Below are 22,733 nucleotides of genomic sequence, written 5' to 3'. Positions count from 1 at the left end.
TTTTCCGCCGCTTCGCGGCTCCAAACCGGCGCGTGAGCCGGGCGTTAAAGGTAAAAAGCCGAGTCGTGGCACCTGATACCCATCCGTGTCAAAACTTGGATGATACGTGAACGAGAGGTTTCTTCTATGAATCTCCAGAAAATTGAAGACGAGGCGCTGCACCTCCCTAAAGAGGAGTGAGCCCAATTGATCCAGAGACTGGTATTGAGTCTGGAGTCTCCCTCAGAAGAAGAGCTCAGATCCGATTGGTTACTTGAGGCCCGACGTAGAGGCGAAGAGCTGGACAACGGCACAGTTCAGGCTGTGTCTGGTGAGGATGTCATGAGGAGGGCTAGAGCACTGATTAAATGAACTATTCTTTTCACCCGGCAGCGGAAGCCGAGTTCCTGGAATCAGTTGGTTATTATGAATCAAAAATTCCGGGATTGGGTGGTGCCTTTATAGAGGAATTTGAGGCCCTGGCCAATTTGGTTGGCGAGTCACCAAAAGCCTGGCAAGTTGAGTTGCCGCCAGATATTCGTAGAGCGCCCCTTCACAGACTTCCGCTATCCTTCGTTGTCCAGTTCACGAAGAAACGAGTCATAGGGGTAGTCCTCAAAACCACTATCCTCGCTTCCTTGAGCAGTTTGCGGAGCGTGATCAAGCGGGTTTCGGATTCTTCAAGCAGGCGCAAGCCTGCACGAACAACTTCGCTGGTTGAGCTGTATCAGCCATTTTTGAGTTGTTCCGCAATGAACGCATCAAAATGTTGGCCTAGAGTGATGCTGGCGTTCGAAGAGCTACTCTTTCAGTGCTCGCTCGAGGGTAGCAGACAGGTTAATGTTAGGTTAACGGGTGTTATGAAGCAGATCGCTATTGATTGAGAGGTTGGTCGCTTCTTTCGGTGTGGCTGCGTTGTTGAGCGCGCCTGCTAGCCTGGGAATCGCAAGGAGGACGTAATGCCATTACCCGCCCCGCTAACCGAAAACCAGGTTTATCACGTTTGCCCTGAGGAAAAGCTGGATTTTATAACCACCGATGACCTGCAAGACCTTGAGCGTCCATACGGTCAGGACCGGGTTTTGAAGGCGCTGGAATTTGGCGCCGGCATTCAGGCGGATGGTTTCAATCTCTTTGTGCTCGGGCCTTCCGGGGCAGGGAAGCACGAATTGGTCGAACGTTTTCTGTCCCTGCATGCAGCCCGGCAACCGGTTCCTCCGGATTGGTGCCATGTCTACAACTTCCGTTTCTCCGACCGGCCGAATGCCATCAGGCTCCCTGCCGGGGAAGGGCAGACGTTCAAGAAGGACATGAATGACCTGGCAGAGGAGCTGCGAACGGCCATTCCGGCCGCTTTTGAAAGCGAGGAGTACCAGGCCCGGTTGCAGGAACTGCAGGAAGAAATGGCCAGGCGCCAGCATCAGGGCTTGTTCGAGGTCCAGGAAGAGGCCAACCGCAACAACATCGCCATGATCACCACGCCGGCCGGATTTACCTTTGCCCCCATGCGCAAGGGCGAGGTGATCGACCCTGAGGAATACAAGACCTTTTCTGATGAAGAAAAGGAACTGGTTGAATCCAAGGTCGAGGAGCTACAAAAAAAGCTGCAGCAGACCATTCAGCAGATTCCCAGGATGCGGAAAGAAGTGCGGGAACGGGTCCATGCCCTCAATGAAGAGATGGTGCAGCTGACTCTTGGTGGACCGATTGGTGAATTGAGGGAAAAGTGGTCGCATCTTCCCGATGTCGTCGATTACCTGGATGCCGTCCGTGAAGACGTGGTGGAACACGCAGAAGCCTTCCAGGACAGCGATAACGGGCCACCGGCCGGCCTGCTGGCCCGCTACCACGTCAATTTGCTGGTGGATAATGCCGAAACCGTCGGTGCGCCGGTGATCTACGAGGACCTGCCCAATCATCAGCACCTGGCGGGGCAGATTGAGCACCGGGCCCGCCAGGGCAATCTCTATACGGATTTCACCCTGATTCGAGGCGGCGCCATGCACCGGGCCAACGGCGGGTATCTGATTATTGATGCCCGCCGGGTGCTGACCCAGCCGATGGCGTGGGAGAGTCTGAAGCGGATTCTGTCTTCCGGTGAGATTCGTATCGAGTCCCTGGAGCGGCTTTATGGGTTGGTGAGCACCGTCAGCCTGCAACCGGAGCCGATACCTGTGTCGGTCAAGGTGGTTCTGCTCGGGGACCGGATGCTGTATTACCTGCTGTCCCATTATGATCCGGACTTCCTGGACCTGTTCAAGGTGGAGGCAGATTTCGAGGACGACCTTGAGCGGAGCGATGAATGCTACGAACTTTACGCCAGAATGATCGCCACTATGGCCCGTGGCCTGAAAATGCGCCCGTTGGAGCGGAGTGCAGTCGCCAGGCTGATCGAACATGCCAGCCGTCTGGCCGCGGACCAGCGCAAACTGACCGCCCATGACCGGGTGCTCCGGGACATTCTGAGTGAGGCCGACCACTGGGCGGGCGAGGCCGGTGCCGACACCATTGAAACCAGCCACATCCAGCAAGCCATCGATGAGCGCGAATACCGGGCCAGCCGGGTCCGGGAGCGAAGCCGCGAGCAGATCAGGCGGGGTGTGGTGATGATTGCCACGGCCGGTGAGGAAGTGGCTCAGGTGAATGGTCTTTCGGTACTCAGGCTCGGAGCGTCGATGTTCGGACAGCCCACCCGGATATCAGCCACGGCCCGGCCGGGCAAGGGGCAAGTGGTGGATATCGAGCGGGAGGCCAAACTGGGTGGCCCCATTCACAGCAAGGCCGTGATGATTCTTTCCCGTTTTCTGGCAAGCCGGTATGCCGGTGATGGTGAGCTTTCGTTGTCAGCGAGCCTGGCCTTTGAACAGTCCTACGGCGGTGTTGAGGGCGATTCCGCCTCGGTGGCTGAGACCTGCGTGTTGTTGTCCGCCATTGCCCGGGTGCCACTCAAGCAGTCTTTTGCGGTGACCGGATCCATGAACCAGCATGGCGAAGTTCAGGCGGTGGGTGGCGTGAATGAAAAGATCGAAGGCTTTTTCGATGTCTGCCGGGAAGCCGGCGAAATCGGTGGGCAGGGGGTTCTTCTGCCCGCGAGCAACGTGGAACACCTGATGCTCAGAGCCGATGTAAGACAGGCGATTGCCGAGGACCGGTTCCGGATTTATCCGATTTCCGATATCAATGAGGCGATTGAGCTTTTAACCGGCCTGGAGGCCGGAGAGCCGGATAGCGCAGGCGAGTTTCCCGAAAACAGCTTCAACCGGCGGGTTGCCGCGCGGCTGGCGCGGTTCGCGGAGGCGAGCAAGAAGCGGGATGGCAATGGCGATGCCAACAATGGCGGAGGCAAGGACAGTGACTGACGCATCTGAAGCCCGGTCTGGCCCCGGCACCGCAGCCGGGCGCGTGCTGATACTTCTGGACGGTTCGCAGATGAGTTATGCCGCACTGGACGCAGCGGTGGCGATTGCGGCAAACACGGGCGCTGATGTACTGGGCGTGTTTGTTGAAGAGCTGAACCTGCTGCGAAGTGCCGGCTATGGTTTTGCCCGCGAGGTGGGGGCGTCAACTGGCGCCAGCCGCCCCTTTGATCAACGCGAGCTTGAGCAGCGCATGCAAAGGTTGGCGAACCAGGCTCGTCGCGCCCTTGCCGGTGCGGTAGCGCCCTACGGTGGCGCACACACTCTGAGCATCGCCCGGGGACACGTCGTCGATGAGGTGTTGGCCCTGGCGGGTCCCCAGGATCTTCTGGTGCTTGGTCGGGTTGGTTGGTCCTCTGCGCCTGGATCGCGGCTGGGCTCAACAGCGCGAGGATTGGTTCGTCGCTCGCCGGGCAGGGTGCTGCTCTGGAGTGAGCATCGGGCTTTGCCTCAGGGCAGGGTTGTGGTGTTTCTCAATGACCACAGGGAAGCTAACACCCGTGCCGTCCAGGCCGCCGCTGAGGTGATTCGTCATTCTCCGCGACCTGTGACGCTATTGTTGGGTGCGAACCCGGACATGTCACCAGCAGACCTGCAAAACATCGTACAGGAACTGGGTATTAAGCACGCTGATGTCCGCACACGGCTGCTCCCGACGACTGATCCGACGGGTGTGGCCCGGGTGTTGCGAGAGGAGCAGGCGGTCCAGCTGATACTGAGCCGGGAGTGCGCGTTACTTCGGGAGCCCGGCGCGGAGCGCCTGCTTGAGGCCCTGAACCTGCCGGTGACGGTAACGCCCTGAGTCTTCAGGCAATCTTGCGGGCGCCCTCCTTGCGCAGAATTTCCTCGATATCCTCGGCAGACAGAGTTTCGTTCTTCAAGACGGCTTTGGCCAATGCCTCGAGCTGGTTACGGTGCTCAGTCAGAAAATCCAGGGTCGCTTTTTCCAGCGCCATCAGTTGTGACTGGATTTCACCATCGATCATCTCGGCCATTTTTTCACTGAACTCCCGTGGCAGGCCCATTTCCCGGCCAAGGAATACATGCTCTTCTCCAATACTCAGGCCGAGGGGGCCGATCTTCTCGCTCATCCCCCATTGACCGATCATCTTCCGTATCAGTGCGGTGGCTTCCTTTAGATCATTCTGGGCACCGGTGCTGACTTCTCCATAAATCAGTTTTTCAGCACAGCGACCGCCAAGCATGACTTTAATGCGATCCTTCAGATAACTTTCCGTGTAGGTGTAGTGATCTTCTTTCGGAGTCTGTTCAGTCACCCCCATTGCCATGCCATGGGGAATGATGGTCACCTTGGTAAGAGGGTCTGCGTTGGGCATGAAATAGGCCATGATGGCGTGGCCACATTCATGGTAGGCAACGGCTTCGCGCTCAGGCGGCGAGAGTTTGGTGTCCCGTTCCTCGCCAAGAATGATCCTGTCCCGGGCCAGCTCAAAACAATGGGCATTCACTTCGTGCAGGTTTTCCCGTGCCGCGGTAAGCGCGGCTTCATTCACAAGGTTTTTCAGGTCCGCCCCTGAAAACCCGATGGTACGGGCGGCCAGTTGTTCAAGATCGACATCGCTGGCCAGTGGTACCTTGCGCACATGAACTTTCAGAATGGCGGTGCGTGCTTCCTTGTGGGGCCGGTCCAGGGTGATCTTGCGGTCAAAACGGCCCGGGCGGAGCAGGGCGCTGTCCAGAACGTCCGGCCGGTTAGTCGCGGCCAGTACCAGAACATTCTCGTGGGCTTCGAAGCCGTCCATTTCGGTGAGAATCTGGTTCAGGGTCTGTTCCCGCTCGTCATGGCCGCCGCCAAGGCCTGCACCCCGTGAACGGCCGATCGCGTCGAGCTCGTCAATAAAGATCAGTGCTGGCGCGTCTTTTCGGGCTTCCTGGAACATATCCCGAACGCGGGCAGCGCCGACACCCACGAACATCTCGATAAATTCCGACGCGCTGATGCTGTAGAAAGGCACTTCTGCCTCTCCGGCGATGGCCCGGGCCAGCAGGGTCTTGCCGGTGCCCGGTGGGCCGACCAGAAGCACGCCCTTGGGCATAACGGCGCCCAGGGCCCGGTATTTTTCGGGGGATTTCAGGAAGTCGATGATCTCGGCAATTTCCCGCTTGGCGGACTCAATGCCGGCCACATCATCCAGAGTGGCGGTGGAGGTTTCCTTACGGGCCCGCCGGGCCTTGGAGCGGCTGAAATCGAACGGCCCTCCGCCCTGGGTCATCCGCTTCTGGGCGGCGCCCCAGAACCAGAACATCAGCGCCAGCAGCAGGATCCAGGGCAGGAAGCTGCGGATCATCTCCTGCCACCAGGGCAATCCGGAGGGGGTGGCCCGGATAGTGACCTCGTGCTCTTCCAGCAGGTCAAGCAGGGAAGGATCTTCCATGGGCGGGCGAATGGTCTGGAACCCCGGGGTGCTGGTTCGTGCGGGACTGTCTGAGCTGAAGTCTGCCGCACCGCTGTCGGTAAACAGGCCGGTGATGGCTTCTTCTTTCAGGGTGACTTCCGCCACCTGGTCGTTCATGACAGCAGCTTTGAATTCAGAGTAAGCCAGATCCTGAAGCCGCGGTTGTCCCCCGTCCTGAAGCCAGAGCACCATCAGAAAGATGGCGGCGCTGAGCCACAGGAACGCGAACTGGTTCGGGATTGCCGGTTGTTGGTTCTGGTCCGGCTTCTGTTGCTGGTTATCTGGCCCGCTCGGTGCTGTCATTTCGGTCTCCGATCGCCCTCCATGATCTTCGCCACGAAGACGGATTTTCCGTAGGTCTCGAATGACCATTTCATGGTATCCGAGAGAACGCTCATTACCTCATCATAGTCGCCGAAAATTTCCGTGCTCATGCGCCCCGGGTAAACTTCCAGGCCGGTTTGCTCCAGCCTGGCGATGAGGTCCTTGATGGGCTGTTTATACTCTTCTTTCAGGGGATAACAGCTGAGTTGCACAGAAAGATACATGATGCCTCCAGTCGGGTCAGTGACCCTGGTCAATTGCCTGTGTCAGTGGCCCATGGCGGACGAGGTGCTGCGCCTGGGGTCTGCGCCGCCATGAAGCACGCCATCTTCGCCAACCATTATGCTCTGGATGGCGCCCATGGCGGATCCTCCGACCACTGTGTGCCCGCGCTCTTCCAGCAGGCGGATGGTGTCCGGGCTGATGCCCTGTTCGATCCGGATCTCATCCGGCAACCACTGGTGGTGCATCCGGGGGGCACTAACGGCGGTCTGAATGTTCATTCCATGATCAATCACATTGAGGATCACCTGCAAGGTGGTGGTGATAATCCGTGAGCCACCAGGGCTGCCGGTTACCAGGACATTCTTGCCGTCCTTTTTCACGATAGTGGGCGACATGGAGCTCAACATGCGCTTACCTGGCTCAACCTTGTTGGCCTCACCGCCGATCAGGCCGTAGGCGTTGGGCACTCCAGGTTTGGCGCTGAAGTCGTCCATTTCGTTATTCAGCAGGAAGCCCGCGCCTTCCACGGTTATGCCGGACCCGTAGCTGAAATTGATGGTATAGGTGTTGGACACTGCATTGCCCCATTTATCCACCACCGAGAAGTGGGTGGTCTCCGGGCTTTCCCAGGCAGTCGGCTGGCCTGGACGGATGTCACTGGCCGGCCGTGCCTTGCCGGGGTCAATGCCTTTTCGGAGTTCTTCGGCGTACCCCTTGCTGGTCAGTCCTTTGAGGGGTACATCCACGTAATCGGTGTCGCCAAGATATTTCGAGCGGTCGGCGTAGGCCAGTTTCATGGCCTCGGCCATATGGTGGATTGCTTCCGCGGAGTTGTGGCCGAAGTCGGCCATGGGGAAGTCTTCCAGTATGTTCAGGATCTGCACGATGTGGGTGCCGCCGGAGGAGGGTGGCGACATGGAAAATATATCGTACCCCCGGTAGGTGCCCTGAACCGGGGTTCGCACCACCGGTCGGTAGTCTTTCAGGTCTTGTAGCGTGATCAGCCCGCCATTCCGGTCCATCTCGCTGGCGATCAGTTCGGCGGTTCTGCCTTCGTAAAAACCTTTGATGCCCTCATCAGCAATTCGCTTGAGCGTGGCGGCCAGTTCTGGCTGGCGAAAGCGTTCGCCGGGCTGCCAGGCGCTGCCATCTTTCTTGTAGAATGTGTCGCGTGTGGCCGGCCAGCGCTCAAGCCTGTCCCGGGCCTGTTCCAGGCCTTCGGTGAATCGCTGGGGAACAATAAAGCCTTCCCGCGCCAGTTTGATAGCGGGCGCCAACGCCTGTTCCAGGGAAATGGTGCCGTGCCGCTCCAGTGCCATGGCCAGGCCTGCGACCGTTCCGGGCACGCCTGCCGCCAGATGGGTGAAGCGGCTGCGGTTCTGGACCACGTTTCCGGATTCATCCTGGAACATGGTCTCTGTGGCCGCGGCGGGCGCTGTTTCCCGGTAATCGATGGCCTCTGGTGGTGAGTCATCGCCTTTCGCAATCAGCATGAAACCACCGCCCCCGATATTACCGGAGCGGGGCTGGGTGACGGCCAGGGCAAAACCGGCTGTTACTGCTGCATCTATGGCATTGCCGCCGTTTTTCAGTACGTCCAGGGCAACTTCGGTGGCCAGCGTGTGGCTGGTGGCCACCATGCCCTGAGTCGCGGTAACCGGGTGAAATCGCTCTCCTTCGAGTATGGCCTGGCCGAAGGCGGGCCCGATGACCCAGAAAAGGGTCAGGGCTGCCGCTATTGAAAGGCGGCCTGAGCGCGCCCTGGCGAGGTTTTTCGTTGTGCGGCGGTAGAGGCCTCTGTCCATATCTCCATTCCTCGTTTCTGGCGTTCAGATAGGCTATGATAGCCGGTCATTTTCATAGGTGCGTACCGTTAACCTGCCGTTAATGCCGGTGGTGATTCCCCGACGCACCTGCTTTCCCGGATTTCAGTTAAGGAAAGGCTTTCATGGAGCATACCTATCGTCTTGTGATTTCCTGCCCCGATCGGGTGGGAATTGTCGCCAAGGTGAGTAATTTTCTGTCGACATACAATGGCTGGATTACCGAGGCGAGTCACCATTCAGACACGCACACCGGGTGGTTTTTCATGCGGCACGAGATCAAGGCCACCTCGATTCCGTTCGGCCTGGACCAGTTCCGCGCTGCGTTCGAACCCATCGCCCGTGAATTCAACATGCACTGGCACATTGCCGATTCGGCCCAGCCGAAGAAAGTGATCCTGATGTGCAGCAAAGAATCACACTGCGTTGCAGACCTGCTTTACCGCTGGCACAGCAAGGAAATCAACGCCGAGATTGTGGCGGTCATCTCCAACCACGACGACCTGCGCCGCATGGTGGAATGGCATGAGATTCCCTATCACCATGTGCCGGTCAGCAAGGAAAACAAGGCGGAAGCCTTTGCCCATATCGAAGAGCTGTTCCAGAAATACGAAGCCGATGTGGTTGTGCTGGCTCGTTACATGCAGATTTTGCCCGGTGAGCTTTGCGAAAGGTACGCGGGCAAGGTCATCAATATTCATCACAGCTTCCTGCCGTCCTTCGCCGGTGCCCGTCCGTATCACCAGGCTTACAGCCGGGGCGTAAAGCTGATTGGTGCCACCTGCCACTACGTAACCCAGGACCTCGACGAGGGCCCGATCATCGAGCAGGACGTTATCCGGATTACCCACAGCGATTCCATCGAGGATATGGTTCGCCTGGGCAAGGATGTGGAAAAGAACGTACTGGCCCGGGGCCTGCGTTCGCACATCGAAGACCGGGTGATTACCTTCGAAAACAAGACAGTGGTGTTTGATTAAGGCTGCCTCACAGTTGCCCCGGAAGGGGTGTGACTGTGGTAGACTTGGCGGCTTGTTGAAGAATAACTATGGGGCCCGGACACGGCCCCGATACGACTTCCAGATAACGCAAAGGAACCTTTCTCGATGGGTGAGTTAGCCAAAGAGATCCTGCCGGTCAATATTGAAGACGAGTTAAAACAGTCCTACCTCGATTACGCCATGAGCGTTATCGTCGGGCGGGCGCTCCCGGATGTGAGGGATGGCCTCAAACCGGTTCACCGCCGTGTTCTGTTCGCCATGTCAGAGCTGAACAACGACTGGAACAAGGCCTACAAGAAGTCCGCCCGTGTGGTCGGTGACGTTATCGGTAAATACCACCCCCACGGTGACTCTGCGGTCTACGACACCATCGTACGCATGGCTCAGCCGTTCTCCCTGCGTTATCCGCTGGTCGACGGCCAGGGCAACTTCGGTTCCATCGACGGTGATAACGCGGCCGCCATGCGTTACACCGAGATCCGCATGGAGAAGATCGCCCACTCCCTGCTGGCGGATCTTGACAAGGAAACCGTCGACTTCGTTGACAACTACGACGGCACCGAACGGATTCCCGAGGTTCTGCCTACCCGGGTACCGAACCTGCTGGTGAATGGCTCCTCGGGCATCGCGGTCGGTATGGCCACCAATATTCCGCCCCATAACCTGACGGAAGTGGTCAATGGCTGTCTGGCGCTGATCGATAATCCGGATCTTACCGTTGATGAGTTGATGGAATTCATCCCGGGTCCGGATTTCCCGACCGAGGGCATCATTAATGGTCGTGCCGGGATTGTTGAGGCCTACCGCACTGGCCGTGGTCGTATCTACATCCGTGCCCGCCATGAGATTGAGCACGACAACAAGACCAACCGCGATGCCATCATCATCACCGAGCTGCCCTATCAGCTGAACAAGGCCCGCCTGATCGAGAAGATCGCGGAGCTGGTGAAAGAGAAGCGCCTTGAGGGTATCTCCGAGCTGCGGGACGAATCCAACAAGGAAGGTATCCGGGTGGTGATTGAACTGCGTCGGGGCGAAAACCCGGACGTTGTGATCAACAACCTGTTTGCCCAGACCCAGCTTGAGACCGTATTCGGCATCAACATGGTTGGCCTGATCAACGGCGAGCCGAAGACACTGAATCTGAAGCAGTTGCTGGATGCGTTCGTTCGTCACCGTCGCGAAGTGGTGACCCGCCGGACTATCTACGAGCTGCGCAAGGCCCGTGAGCGTGGTCATATCCTGGAAGGCCTGACCGTTGCCCTGGCTAACATCGATGAAATTATCGAGCTGATCAAGGCCTCGCCGTCTGCGGCCGAAGCCAAGGAAAAGCTGATTGCCAAGGGCTGGTCCCCCGGCGACGTGATGGCCATGCTTGAGCGTGCCGGCGAAGACGCCTGTCGTCCGGATGATCTGCCGGAAATCTACGGTCTGCGTGAGGGGCTCTATCACCTGTCTCCGGAACAGGCCCAGGCGATCCTGGATCTGCGCCTGCACCGTCTGACCGGCCTGGAGACCGAGAAACTCCAGAACGAATACAAGGAAATTCTCGAGAAAATCGCTGACCTGCTGGATATCCTGGGCGACCCCGAGCGCCTGCTGCAGGTGATCCGGGAAGAGCTGGAAGCCATCGTTACCGAATTTGGTGACGAGCGCCGTACTGAAATCACCAGCTCCCGTCGCGACCTGACCATCGCCGACCTGATCGATGAAGAAGACCTGGTGGTAACCATTTCCCACAGCGGTTACGCCAAGACCCAGGCGGTGGAAGATTACCAGGCCCAGCGCCGGGGCGGTCGCGGCAAGGCAGCAACCTCCATGAAGGATGAAGACTTCGTTGAGAAGCTGCTGGTGGCCAATTCCCACGACACGATTCTCTGTTTCTCCAACCGGGGCAAGGTGTACTGGCTGCGGGTATTCGAGATTCCGCGCGCCAGCCGGGCGTCCCGTGGCCGTCCCATGGTGAACATCCTGCCGCTGGACGAGGGTGAGCGGATTACCACCTTCCTGCCGGTGCGGGACTACCCCGAAGACCAGTTTGTGCTGATGGCTACCTCTGCGGGTGTGGTGAAGAAAACCCCGCTGCCGAACTTCTCGCGCCCGCGCAGCAGCGGCCTGATCGCCCTGTCGCTGGATGAGGGTGACACCCTGATCGGTGCGGCTATCACCAAAGGCGATGCCGAGGTCATGCTGTTCTCGACGGCTGGCAAGGCCGTGCGTTTCAACGAAGAAGCCGTTCGTCCTATGAGCCGGACAGCCCGTGGTGTTCGCGGTATCAAGATGCCGGAAGGTCACCATGTGGTATCCCTGATTATCCCGCAGGAAGGCGGCGTCATTCTGACGGCAAGTGAGAATGGCTATGGCAAACGCACCGCGATTGACGAGTTCCCCACTTATGGCCGGGGCAGTCAGGGCGTTATCGCCATGCAGTGCTCCGAGCGGAACGGTAACCTGGTCACAGCCCTGCAACTGTTCGAAGGCGACGAAATGATGCTGATCTCTGACAAGGGCACGCTGGTGCGTACCCGGACAGACGAAGTGTCGGTTCTGAGCCGTAACACCCAGGGTGTGCGTCTGATCAAACTCAGCCAGGAAGATGAGCGTCTGGTGGGTGTTGAGCGAATTGCTGAAACCGACGATGAAGAGCTCGACAGCGAGGGCAATCCGATCGTTGCCGACGAGAGCCCGGAAGAAGGTGAGGGTGCCGGCGACGAATAAGCCGGCACTGCCACAGAAAGATCCAGCAAGACTTGAGAGAACACAGCAACATGAGCAGGGCGTATAACTTTTGTGCAGGTCCGGCCACCTTGCCGGAAAGCGTGCTTCGTCAGGCGCGGGATGAAATGCTCGACTGGCGCGGCACGGGCATGTCGGTGATGGAAATGAGCCATCGCAGTGACGAGTTTGTTCAAATTGCCGAAACTGCAGAAAACGACCTGCGTGAACTGGCCGGCGTATCGGATGACTACGCCGTTCTGTTCATGCAGGGCGGAGCGTCCAGCCAGTTCTCCACCATCCCCCTGAACCTCATGGGTGATAAAGGCGCTGCTGACTACGTGAACACCGGCATTTGGTCCAAGAAGGCGATTTCCGAGGCCAGTCGCTATGGTCAAGTGAACGTGGTGGCCAGCTCGGAAGACAGCGGATTTACCACGATTCCGGACCAGTCCTCCTGGCAGACCAGTGCCGATGCGGCGTACCTGCACTACACGCCCAACGAGACCATTGGTGGTCTGGAGTTCGACTTTGTTCCTGACAGCCCGCGCGTGCCGCTGGTTGCGGATATGTCCTCATCCATGTTGTCCCGGCCGGTGGATGTTTCCAGGTATGGCCTGATCTACGCTGGCGCCCAGAAGAATATCGGCCCCTCAGGATTGGTGGTGGTCATTATTCGCAAGGATCTCCTCGGTAAGGCCCGTAAGGAGACGCCGACCATGATGAACTATCAGGTGATCGCGGATAACGGTTCCATGTATAACACCCCGGCTACCTACTCCTGGTACCTGGCGGGTCTGGTGTTCAAGTGGCTGAAAGAGCAGGGCGGTGTGAAGGCGATGGGCGAGATCAACCTGCGCAAAGCCCGCAAGCTCTACGATTTCATCGACACCAACGAGTTCTATGCCAACCCGATTGACCCGCGTTTCCGTTCCTGGATGAACGTGCCGTTTACCCTGGCGGACGACGCCCTGAACGGCGAGTTCCTGAAGGGGGCCAATGCCCGCGGTCTGCTGAACCTGGCAGGGCATCGTTCCGTGGGTGGTATGCGCGCGAGCATCTATAACGCCATGCCCGAGGCCGGTGTTGACGCTCTGATTGACTACATGACTGAATTTGCGAAGGAGCGTGGCTGATCATGAGTGACGAGCAGGTTCGGCTCGGAGAGCTGCGGGACGAGATCGATCAGATTGATCAGAAGATCATGGAGCTGATCAGTGCGAGGGCCGCCTGTGCGCAGGAAGTGGCCCACGTCAAGATGACTGCCAATCCGGGGCAGGATGTCTTTTTCTACCGCCCGGAGCGTGAAGCCCAGGTGCTTCGGCGCATAAAGGAACAGAATCCGGGGCCGCTGTCCGGCGAGGAAATGGCCCGTTTGTTCCGGGAAATCATGTCCGCCTGCCTGGCGCTGGAAAAGCCCATGCACATTGCCTTCCTGGGGCCGATTGGCACCTTTACCCAGGCGGCAGCGCTCAAGCATTTCGGCCACTCGGTCGTCAGCGTGCCTTTACCGGCTATTGATGCGGTATTCCGGGAGGTCGAGTCCGGCGCAGCCCATTACGGCGTGGTGCCGGTGGAAAACTCTACCGAGGGCATGATTAACCATACCCTTGATATGTTCATGTCCTCGCCGCTCAAGATCTGCGGCGAGGTGCAGTTACGGATTCACCATCACCTGCTGGTGAATCCGAAGCACGGCGACCAGGAAATCACCCGGATTTATTCCCATCAGCAGTCCTTTGCCCAGTGCCGGCAGTGGCTGGATACCCATCGTTACGGCATTGAGCGGGTCACCGTATCCAGCAATGCCGAGGCTGCCAGACGCGCCGCCGAGGAGCCGGGAACAGCGGCCATTGCCGGTGATATGGCAGCTGAGCTTTATGGCCTGCAGAAACTGGCGAACAGCATTGAGGATCGCCCGGACAATACCACCCGGTTCCTCATCATCGGCAGGGAGGAAGTGCCGGCCAGTGGTCACGACAAGTCGTCTATTCTGGTGTCCATGCGCAATAAGCCCGGGGCCCTCTATCAGCTCCTCGAGCCATTCCATCGCCATGGCCTCAGCCTGACCCGCATCGAAACCCGGCCGTCCCCGAGTGGTACCTGGGCCTACGTGTTCTACATCGATTTCGAGGGACACATGGAAGACGAGCAAGTCCGGAAGGTGTTGGGAGAAGTGGACGAAGAGGCCGTTGAGCTTAAACGTCTGGGTTCCTACCCCATTGGCGTGCTTTGAGTATCCGCACCTGCGTTTTTGAGCAAAGAGTGTCGAGGACGATTTATGGCCATTGATTACCAGAGTCTGGCGGTTCGAGGCGTACAGGCGCTCTCACCCTACCAGCCGGGCAAGCCGATTGAAGAGCTGGCCCGTGAGCTTGGCCTCAACCCGGCAGAGATCATCAAGCTGGCGAGCAACGAAAATCCGCTCGGGCCCAGCGAAAAGGCCCTTGGGGCAGCGCGGCAAGCGTTATCCGAGCTTTGTCTGTATCCCGATGGTAACGGATTCAATCTGAAACAGGCGTTGTCGAAACGTCTGAACGTGGGCATGGACCAGATTACCCTTGGCAACGGCTCCAACGATGTTCTGGAAGTGATTACCCGTTGTTTCGCTGATGCAGATTCCGAAGTCGTTTTCTCCCAATACGCGTTTGCCGTTTATCCCCTCGTGACCCAGGCCATCGGCGCCAAAGGTGTGTCTGTGCCAGCCCGGGAGTGGGGGCATGATCTGGACGCCATGGCTGCGGCGGTGACTGATCGCACTCGCCTGGTGTTCGTCGCTAATCCGAACAACCCCACGGGCACGGTTCACACGGCGGATTCCATCGAGGCGTTCCTGAACAAGATTCCGGAGAACGTGCTTGTGGTCCTGGATGAGGCCTACTGCGAATACCTGACCGGAGCGCAATACCCGGACGGTGTTGAGCTGCTGGCTCGCTTTCCGAATCTCATCGTATGCCGTACGTTTTCCAAAGCCTGGGGGCTGGCGGCTCTGCGGGTAGGGTACAGTATCAGCTCCCCGGCCATCGCGGATATTCTCAACCGGGTACGTCAGCCGTTTAATGTGGATACCGTTGCCCTGTCTGCAGCCACGGCTGTGCTTGAGGATGAGGATTATCTCCGGCGTTCGCGGGATGTGAACACGGCCGGTCTGCGTCAGTTGCAGGAGGCATTCGATCGGATGGGGCTCAGCTACATTCCGTCCGCAGGCAACTTTGTTGCGGTTGAAGTGGGTGAGCAGGCGATGGGTGTGTACCAGTCCCTGTTGGCACACGGTGTGATCGTCCGGCCTATTGCCGGTTACGGCATGCCGCGACATCTCCGGGTATCCGTGGGGCTGCCGGAAGAAAACGAGCGCTTTATCGAAGCTCTGGCTCAGGCCCTGACCGCATCTGGGCTCAGTGACTGACATGGCATCTTCCGAGCCTCTGTTTAAACGGGTAGCTGTGATTGGTCTGGGGCTGATCGGTGGCTCTCTGGCCTGTGCCATCCGTCGCAACGGGCTGGCGAGTACGGTTGTCGGCGCAGACCAGCGCGATGAGGAGCTTCAACTCGGGAAACAATTGGGCGTTATCGATCTGGTGGCTTCTTCCGTCACTGATGCGGTGCAGGGCGCCGACCTCGTTGTGCTTGCGGTGCCGGTACGGGCGACGCGGGCGGTTCTCGAGCAGATTCGGCCTGCGCTGGAGCCGGACGCGATTCTGACCGATGTGGGTAGTACCAAATCCAGCTTTGTGACCGATGTGGAGTTGGTGTTCGGTGGTCTGTCTCCTCTCGTGATCCCCGGCCACCCTATCGCCGGCTCCGAGAAAAGTGGGATTCGCGCGGCCAATCCGGATCTTTTTGCCAACCACAAGGTTATTCTTACGCCGCCGGATGACGTCAGCCAGCCACACCTTGCCCGGCTTAAAGCGCTGTGGGAAGGCTGTGGCGCCACGGTGCTGACCATGTCGGTGGCGTATCATGATGAGGTGCTGGCAGCGACCAGCCATCTGCCACACCTTATTGCATTCTCCCTGGTGGATACCCTGGCGGGTGAAGACGAGAACATGGATATCTTTCGCTATGCCGCCGGTGGCTTCAGGGACTTTACCCGGATTGCGGCCAGTGATCCGGTGATGTGGCACGATATCTTTCTGTCGAACCGCGATGCGGTTCTGCGCGTGATTGATCACTTTACCCACGATCTGGAACAACTGCGCACGGCCATTGCCAATCAGGACAGCGCCACGTTGTTGCGGGTTTTCAGTCGCGCCAAGGCGGCGCGTGAACATTTTTCGAAGATGCTCTCAGGACAGGCTTACGTGACAAACAACAGTGAAAAGCAGGTAACGTTCCGTCTTCAGCCCGGTGGCGCGATTACCGGTGATATCCGGGTGCCCGGCGACAAGTCGATGTCGCACCGTTCCATCATGCTGGGTGCGCTGGCTGACGGTGTTACCGAGGTTAAGGGGTTTCTGGAAGGTGAAGACAGCCTGGCCACGCTCCAGGCGTTCCGGGATATGGGCGTTACTATCGAAGGCCCGGATGACGGCTTTGTCCGAATTCATGGCGTTGGCATGGACGGGCTGCAGGCCCCAAGGGGACCGTTGTATCTGGGTAACTCCGGTACCGCCATGCGGTTGTTTGCGGGGTTGCTGGCTGCCCAGCCCTTTGATTCCGAGCTGACCGGCGATGCGAGCCTTTCCGGTCGCCCGATGGGGCGGGTTGCCGATCCCCTCAGGGCCATGGGTGCCGTGATTGATACCGCGGAAGGTGGTCGCCCGCCGTTGAAAATCCGTGGTGGCCAGAAGCTGGCTGGTATTCACTACGAAATGCCGGTCGCCAGCGCCCAGGTGAAGTCGTGCCTCTTGCTGGCCGGTCTATACGCGGAGGGCAGCACATCGGTGACCGAGCCGGCGCCCACCCGCGATCATACCGAACGCATGCTGGCCGGCTTTGGCTACCACGTTCATCGGGATGGCGCGACGGCCAGTGTTAGCGGTGGCGGCAGGTTGACGGCGACCAATATTGATGTGCCTGCCGATATTTCTTCCTCCGCCTTTTTCCTGGTTGCCGCAAGTATCGCCTCGGGATCCGATCTGGTCCTGCGGCATGTGGGCATGAACCCAACCCGGGTTGGCGTGATCAACATCCTGAACCAGATGGGCGCAAGCATTGAGATTCTGGATGAGCGCGAAATCGGCGGCGAGCCGGTGGCTGACCTGCGGGTTCGCTCGGCGGAGCTGCAGGGTATTGATATTCCCGAAGATCAGGTGCCCCTGGCCATCGACGAATTCCCGGTTCTGTTCATTGCCGCAGCCTGCGCCAAAGGCCGGACGGTTCTGCGCGGCGCAGAGGAGCTACGGGTCAAGGAAAGCGACCGTATCCAGGTCATGGCAGACGGCCTGGCCGCACTGGGCGTGGAAACCACCGTTACCCCGGATGGCATCATTATTGATGGCGGCCAGAGCATTGGCGGCGGTACCGTGAACAGCCACGGTGACCACCGGATCGCCATGTCTTTCGCGGTGGCATCGCTGCGCGCTGAGGGCGAGATCACCGTCACCGATTGTGCGAATGTGGCCACGTCTTTCCCGGGGTTTGTTGAGCTTGCCCGTGGTACGGGAATCAATATCTCAGCCGAGGGGGCTGACTAATGGTGGATAGCAGTGCGCCGGTGATTACCGTAGACGGCCCCGGGGGTTCCGGCAAAGGTACGATTACCCAGATGCTGGCCCGAAAGCTGGGCTGGCATCTTCTGGATAGCGGTGCTTTGTACCGGCTTACGGCCCTGGCTGCCGTTCGTCAGGGTGTGTCTCTCGATGACGAGGCCGGCCTGGTGAAGGTTGCTGCCGGGCTGGATGTGGCGTTCGAGCCCACGCCGGAAGGCGAGCCGGTAAAAGTCATTCTGGCCGGGAAGGATGTGACCGCAGATATACGTACGGAATCGGCAGGCGACAACGCCTCTAAGGTGGCGGTGATGCAGCCGGTCCGTGACGCTTTGTTGCAGCGCCAGCGGGACTTCCGGCAGGCGCCGGGCCTGGTGGCCGATGGCCGCGATATGGGGACGGTGGTGTTTCCGGATGCGCCGGTGAAAATTTTCCTGACGGCAAGCGCCGAGGAGAGGGCCCAGCGGCGCTATAGCCAGTTGAAGGACGCGGGTGTCGATGTTAATATTGACGCCCTTTTAGAGGAGATACGGGTTCGTGATGAACGGGACATGAACCGTTCCGCAGCCCCTCTCAAACCCGCAGATGATGCGCAAGTCATTGATTCTACGGGGTTGAGCATGAAAGAGGTGTTGGACAGGTGTATGGCCGCAGCAGGTCAGGCCTGACTACACCTTTTTGTCGTTGAAATGCCGGATGTAGCGCTATCTGCCAGCCACAGGCTTAATCCGGAACTTGTTAACAGACCGTGTTGCTGGTGGCACGGAGTACACTTGCGTTGATCATATAGGACTCATAATGAGCGAGAGCTTTGCGGATCTTTTTGAAGAAAGCCTGAAAGAAATTGACATGCAACCGGGTTCCATCGTCCAGGGAACCGTTGTAGACGTCGATAACGACTGGGTCACCGTTAACGCCGGACTGAAGTCCGAAGGCGTTATCCCCGCCTCCCAGTTCCTTAACGAAAAAGGCGAGTTGGAAATTGCTATCGGCGACGTTGTCGATGTAGCTCTCGACGCTGTTGAAGACGGCTTCGGTGAGACCCGTCTGTCCCGTGAAAAGGCCAAGCGTGCAGAAGCCTGGAAGGTACTCGAGAAGTCCTTCGAAGCTGAGGAAGTGGTTAAAGGTATTATCAACGGTAAGGTCAAGGGTGGTTTCACCGTCGATCTGGCCGGTATCCGTGCCTTCCTGCCTGGCTCGCTGGTAGACGTTCGTCCGGTTCGCGATACCGCGCACCTGGAGAACAAAGAACTCGAATTCAAGGTTATCAAGCTCGACCAGAAGCGTAACAACGTGGTTGTTTCCCGCCGCGCGGTTCTGGAAGCTGAGAACAGTGCCGAGCGTGAAGCTCTGCTGGAAACCCTGACCGAGGGTATGGAAATCAAGGGTATCGTCAAGAACCTGACCGACTACGGCGCGTTCGTGGATCTGGGCGGTGTTGACGGCCTGCTGCACATTACCGATATGGCCTGGAAGCGCATCAAGCATCCGAGCGAAATCGTTAATGTCGGCGACGAAATCAGCGTCAAGGTTCTGAAGTTCGATCGTGAGCGCAACCGCGTTTCCCTCGGCCTGAAGCAGCTGGGCGAAGATCCCTGGGTTGATATCAAGGGTCGTTACCCGGAAGGCTCCAAGGTCAAGGCACGCGTTACCAACCTGACCGACTACGGCTGCTTTGCTGAGCTGGAAGAGGGCGTTGAAGGTCTGGTTCACGTTTCCGAAATGGATTGGACCAACAAGAATATCCATCCGTCCAAGGTTGTCCAGGTAGGCGACGAAGTGGACGTGATGATTCTGGATATCGACGAAGAGCGTCGTCGTATCTCCCTGGGTATCAAGCAGTGTGTATCCAACCCGTGGGAAGATTTCTCCAGCAACTTCAACAAGGGCGATCGCATCTCCGGCAAGATCAAGTCAATCACTGACTTCGGTATCTTTATCGGTCTGGATGGCGGCATCGACGGTCTGGTTCACCTGTCTGATATCAGCTGGAACGAGACTGGCGAAGAAGCGGTTCGTGAGTACAAGAAGGGTGACGAAGTTGAAACCGTTATCCTGTCTGTTGATCCGGAGCGTGAGCGTATCTCCCTGGGTATCAAGCAGCTCGAGAGCGATCCGTTCGCCGAGTTCGTACAGCTGAACGACAAGGGCTCCATTGTTAAGGGCACCGTGTCTGCAGTTGATGCCAAGGCAGCTACCATTGCCCTGAACGACGAAGTTGAAGCGGTACTGAAAGCCTCTGAAATCAGCCGTGACCGTGTTGAAGATGCACGGAACGCGCTGAAGGAAGGCGAAGAAGTTGAAGCGAAGATCATCAGCATCGACCGCAAGAACCGCATCATCAACCTGTCTGTGAAGTCCAAAGACGTTGAGGACGACAAGCAGGCGCTGGAAAATGTGCGGACGAAGACTGCAGAAACTTCTTCTGGTGCGACCACCATTGGTGATCTCATCAAGGAGCAGATGCAGCAGCAAAACGCCAACAAGGACTGAACCTCCGGTTGGTACGAAAAAAACGGGCTCTAAGAGCCCGTTTTTTTTGTGTTTTTTTCTGGTTTGGCTAAACTAGGTAGTCATGGGAATCCGGTAACCGACGGCCGAATAATAACGAAAGAGGGAAACGCCTCATGACGAAGTCCGAACTGGTCGAGCTGATTGCGTCCAAGCAAACTCAGCTCTCCGTTAAAGATGTCGAACTGGCTGTAAAAACCATCATCGAGCACATGTCCCAGTCGCTCGCTGATGGTCAAAGAATAGAAATCCGGGGATTTGGCAGTTTTTCCCTTCATCACCGGGCTGCGCGTACCGGTCGCAACCCGAAAACGGGTGAGGCTGTTCAGTTGCCAGCCAAGTATGTGCCGCACTTCAAACCCGGCAAGGAATTGAGAGAGCAGGTCAACGACAGCTTGAAGAAAGGCTTTTAACAGCTGCTCAGGGAACGCGTATAATTCGGGCGTATAAGCCCTTTGGGAGTGCTATCGCTATGGCAGGATTGCAGAAGATCCTTATTATTCTGTTGGTTTTGGTCCTGGTTCTGCTGGCGCTGGTGTTCTCGCTCAATAATCAAATGGCAGTCTCCCTCAACTTCCTGTTGTTTGAAACCCAACCGCATGGTGTTGCCGTCTGGATTATCATGGCCTTTGTTGTTGGTGCGCTGGTGGGCGTGCTGATGACCATTCTGGCCACCGTTCGCACCTCGGTGTCCAGGCGAACCCTTCAGAAACGACTTGATCGTGCCGAGCAGGCATTGGAGAAATCCAGGGCCCAGAACGACCGGACTCTTTAATGGATATCGTACTTCAGTGGCTGCTTCTGACAGTTGCAGTCGCCGTTGGCTGGCTTGTCGGCCGGCTGGGAAGCAATGACAACCGATCCGGGAAAACAATTTCCGACGAGGATTCGGTCAAGGATCGTCTTCAGTTCCTTTTCACCAATTACTCTGACCAGGCCGTCGAGAACTTCGTCCAGTCCCTTGCGGTGAACAAGGATACGGTCAGCCTGCATCTCTCCATCGGCAGCCATTTCCGCAACAAGGGCGAAACCGACCGGGCCATACTGATCCACCAGAACCTGTTGGCGAGGCCCGAGCTGCCCCCACGTTTCTCTCCACAGGTCACACTGGAGCTTGCCCGGGATTACCTCAACGCCGGTCTGCTCGACCGTGCCGAGGCGTTGTTGCATCAGCTGATGGGCGACAAGGAGTACGGGCGGCATTCCTCCCAGCAGCTGATTGACCTTTACCAGCAAGAGAAGGAATGGGCGAAAGCTGCCGAGGTTGCACGAACCCTGACCCGGGGCGATGCTGACCCCGCCATGTTCAAAGTTCTGGCGTATCTGACCTGTGAGCTGTCCGAGGAATCCCTCAAGCAGGATGATCGCTGGGCTGCGCAGAAGCTCGCCCGGGAAGCTCTGGACTACGATCGTTCCTGCGTGCGCGCCACCCTGATTCTGATGAAGCTGCTGGTTCGACAGGGCAGTTATCGTGAGGCTGGCAATCAATGCCTGAAGGTGTTCGACCAGAACCCCGAGTTTGGTTCTGAGGCCATTGATCGCCTGATGAAACTGGAGCACGAGCATGGCGACATTGGCCGGCTGGCCAAAAAGCTGCGCAAGCTTTATGAGAATCATCCCAGTACCAGCCTTCTGCTGGCACTGGTGGAATCTGTCGAGCGCGCCTCGGGGCGGCCCGCAGCGATCGACTTGCTCAGGCAGGAGCTGGAAACCCGTCCCAGCGTCCGTGGCCTGTTACGGCTGGTTGAAATGGCCGGTTACGAGAAGGGCATGACCACCGACGAGGGCAGGCTGGTGAGCCGAATCGGTCACCTGATACTGGCCAACCGCCCGGTCTATCGCTGCGTCAGCTGCGGCTTTTCCGGGCGTCAGCTGCACTGGCTGTGCCCAAGCTGCAAGCAATGGGAAACCGTGCGCCCGATACAGGGTGTTGAAGCCGAATAAACCTTTACCGAATGACCGTAGGACAAGTGAACGTGCAAACCCCTAACGATCCCAAGATCATCGTCGCCCTCGACTTTCCCTCCCAGAATCCGGCCCTGGAGCTGGTAGAAAAACTGGATCCGACCAAGTGCCGCCTGAAAGTGGGCAAAGAGCTGTTCACGCGTTCCGGGCCTCAACTGGTTGAGAATTTGCAGAAGCGCGGATTCGAGGTGTTCCTGGATCTGAAATTTCACGATATCCCCAACACCACATCGGCCGCCGTGGCAGCCGCAGCCGATCTCGGCGTCTGGATGGTGAACGTCCATGCTTCTGGCGGCGAGAAGATGATGAGCGCTTGCCGCGAGCGCCTCGAAGCCTTTGGCGCTGATCGCCCACTTCTGATCGCTGTCACTGTCCTCACCAGCATGAACGCAGACGACCTTGCCGGCATTGGCATCACCGACTCTCCGAAGGCTCAGGTTTCCCGCCTGGCAGCCCTCACAAAAAACTGCGGCCTCGACGGCGTCGTCTGCTCCGCGCAAGAGGCACCGAAGCTCAAAGCCGAGCAGGGCGCCGACTTCAAGCTGATCACACCGGGTATCCGTCCGTTGACTGCCGACAAAGGCGATCAGCAGCGCATCATGACGCCCACCGACGCCCTCAAAGCCGGTTCCGACTACCTGGTGATCGGCCGTCCGATTACTCAGGCGTCTGACCCGCTGGCTGCCCTGGAGGCTATTCACGCTGAGGT

The 22,733-nt window shown here is 58.2% G+C and carries 18 protein-coding genes and 1 pseudogene; 15 read left to right on the top strand and 4 right to left on the bottom strand.

The features are described from left to right. Positions 1-186: 186 nt before the first annotated feature. Complete coding sequence (locus tag ACESMK_RS18795; protein WP_373001913.1) at positions 187-351, top strand: addiction module protein; 165 nt, start codon at positions 187-189, stop codon at positions 349-351. Between the two features lie 181 nt (positions 352-532). On the opposite strand, the pseudogene ACESMK_RS18790 reads toward ACESMK_RS18795, so the two are convergent. Then, positions 533-733 (bottom strand): annotated as a pseudogene (locus ACESMK_RS18790) (type II toxin-antitoxin system ParD family antitoxin). Between the two features lie 205 nt (positions 734-938). On the opposite strand from ACESMK_RS18790, the gene ACESMK_RS18785 reads away from it, so the two are divergent. Beyond that, complete coding sequence (locus ACESMK_RS18785) at positions 939-3,338, top strand: Lon protease family protein (RefSeq protein WP_373001911.1); 2,400 nt, start codon at positions 939-941, stop codon at positions 3,336-3,338. After that, the gene (locus tag ACESMK_RS18780) at positions 3,331-4,197 is read left to right on the top strand and encodes a universal stress protein (RefSeq protein WP_373001909.1); all 867 of its coding nucleotides are present in this window, start codon (positions 3,331-3,333) and stop codon (positions 4,195-4,197) included. Before ACESMK_RS18785 ends, ACESMK_RS18780 begins: the two co-directional genes overlap by 8 nt. 4 nt (positions 4,198-4,201) lie before the next feature. On the opposite strand, the gene ftsH is transcribed toward ACESMK_RS18780, so the two are convergent. The 3 genes from ftsH to ggt are packed head-to-tail and all read right to left on the bottom strand — an operon-like array spanning position 4,202 to position 8,166. After that, positions 4,202-6,115 (bottom strand): ATP-dependent zinc metalloprotease FtsH, encoded by a 1,914-nt coding sequence (gene ftsH / locus ACESMK_RS18775; RefSeq protein WP_373001907.1) that lies wholly within the window; start codon positions 6,113-6,115, stop codon positions 4,202-4,204. Next, positions 6,112-6,360 (bottom strand): YkoF family thiamine/hydroxymethylpyrimidine-binding protein, encoded by a 249-nt coding sequence (locus tag ACESMK_RS18770; RefSeq protein ID WP_088828676.1) that lies wholly within the window; start codon positions 6,358-6,360, stop codon positions 6,112-6,114. Before ACESMK_RS18770 ends, ftsH begins: the two co-directional genes overlap by 4 nt. 42 nt (positions 6,361-6,402) lie before the next feature. After that, positions 6,403-8,166 (bottom strand): gamma-glutamyltransferase, encoded by a 1,764-nt coding sequence (gene ggt / locus ACESMK_RS18765; protein ID WP_373001905.1) that lies wholly within the window; start codon positions 8,164-8,166, stop codon positions 6,403-6,405. Between the two features lie 143 nt (positions 8,167-8,309). Here ggt and purU point away from each other — a divergent pair, with 143 nt between their 5' ends. From purU to pyrF, 12 genes are all read left to right on the top strand, one after another. Further along, the gene (gene purU, locus ACESMK_RS18760) at positions 8,310-9,164 is read left to right on the top strand and encodes a formyltetrahydrofolate deformylase (protein ID WP_373001903.1); all 855 of its coding nucleotides are present in this window, start codon (positions 8,310-8,312) and stop codon (positions 9,162-9,164) included. Between the two features lie 126 nt (positions 9,165-9,290). Continuing rightward, on the top strand, positions 9,291-11,903 hold the full coding sequence (gene gyrA / locus ACESMK_RS18755) for a DNA gyrase subunit A (protein WP_373001901.1): 2,613 nt from the start codon (positions 9,291-9,293) through the stop codon (positions 11,901-11,903). Positions 11,904-11,953: 50 nt separating this feature from the next. Continuing rightward, positions 11,954-13,036, top strand: a complete 1,083-nt coding sequence (gene serC / locus ACESMK_RS18750) for a 3-phosphoserine/phosphohydroxythreonine transaminase (protein ID WP_373001899.1) — start codon at positions 11,954-11,956, stop codon at positions 13,034-13,036. 2 nt (positions 13,037-13,038) lie between these two features. After that, on the top strand, positions 13,039-14,136 hold the full coding sequence (gene pheA / locus ACESMK_RS18745; protein WP_373001897.1) for a prephenate dehydratase: 1,098 nt from the start codon (positions 13,039-13,041) through the stop codon (positions 14,134-14,136). Positions 14,137-14,181: 45 nt separating this feature from the next. After that, the gene (gene hisC, locus ACESMK_RS18740; protein ID WP_373001895.1) at positions 14,182-15,306 is read left to right on the top strand and encodes a histidinol-phosphate transaminase; all 1,125 of its coding nucleotides are present in this window, start codon (positions 14,182-14,184) and stop codon (positions 15,304-15,306) included. Position 15,307: 1 nt separating this feature from the next. Then, complete coding sequence (locus ACESMK_RS18735) at positions 15,308-17,536, top strand: bifunctional prephenate dehydrogenase/3-phosphoshikimate 1-carboxyvinyltransferase (protein WP_373001893.1); 2,229 nt, start codon at positions 15,308-15,310, stop codon at positions 17,534-17,536. Continuing rightward, entirely contained in the window at positions 17,536-18,216 is a 681-nt protein-coding gene (gene cmk / locus ACESMK_RS18730; RefSeq protein ID WP_373001891.1) for a (d)CMP kinase, read from the top strand. The genes ACESMK_RS18735 and cmk overlap by 1 nt, the downstream gene beginning before the upstream one ends. Before the next feature lie 130 nt (positions 18,217-18,346). After that, on the top strand, positions 18,347-20,041 hold the full coding sequence (rpsA, locus tag ACESMK_RS18725) for a 30S ribosomal protein S1 (RefSeq protein ID WP_014576794.1): 1,695 nt from the start codon (positions 18,347-18,349) through the stop codon (positions 20,039-20,041). Positions 20,042-20,175: 134 nt separating this feature from the next. Then, positions 20,176-20,472: an integration host factor subunit beta gene (locus tag ACESMK_RS18720; RefSeq protein ID WP_008172061.1), complete on the top strand. Its 297-nt coding sequence runs from the start codon at positions 20,176-20,178 to the stop codon at positions 20,470-20,472. A gap of 59 nt (positions 20,473-20,531) precedes the next feature. Next, entirely contained in the window at positions 20,532-20,834 is a 303-nt protein-coding gene (locus ACESMK_RS18715) for a LapA family protein (RefSeq protein ID WP_373001889.1), read from the top strand. Further along, complete coding sequence (gene lapB, locus ACESMK_RS18710; protein ID WP_373001887.1) at positions 20,834-22,003, top strand: lipopolysaccharide assembly protein LapB; 1,170 nt, start codon at positions 20,834-20,836, stop codon at positions 22,001-22,003. Before ACESMK_RS18715 ends, lapB begins: the two co-directional genes overlap by 1 nt. A gap of 11 nt (positions 22,004-22,014) precedes the next feature. After that, a partial coding sequence (gene pyrF, locus ACESMK_RS18705; protein ID WP_373001885.1) for an orotidine-5'-phosphate decarboxylase occupies positions 22,015-22,733 on the top strand: 719 nt, incomplete at its 3' end.

This window comes from Marinobacter sp. (assembly GCF_041687235.1).
Classification (GTDB): Bacteria; Pseudomonadota; Gammaproteobacteria; order Pseudomonadales; family Oleiphilaceae; genus Marinobacter.
This window is presented reverse-complemented; position numbering and strand designations above follow the sequence as displayed.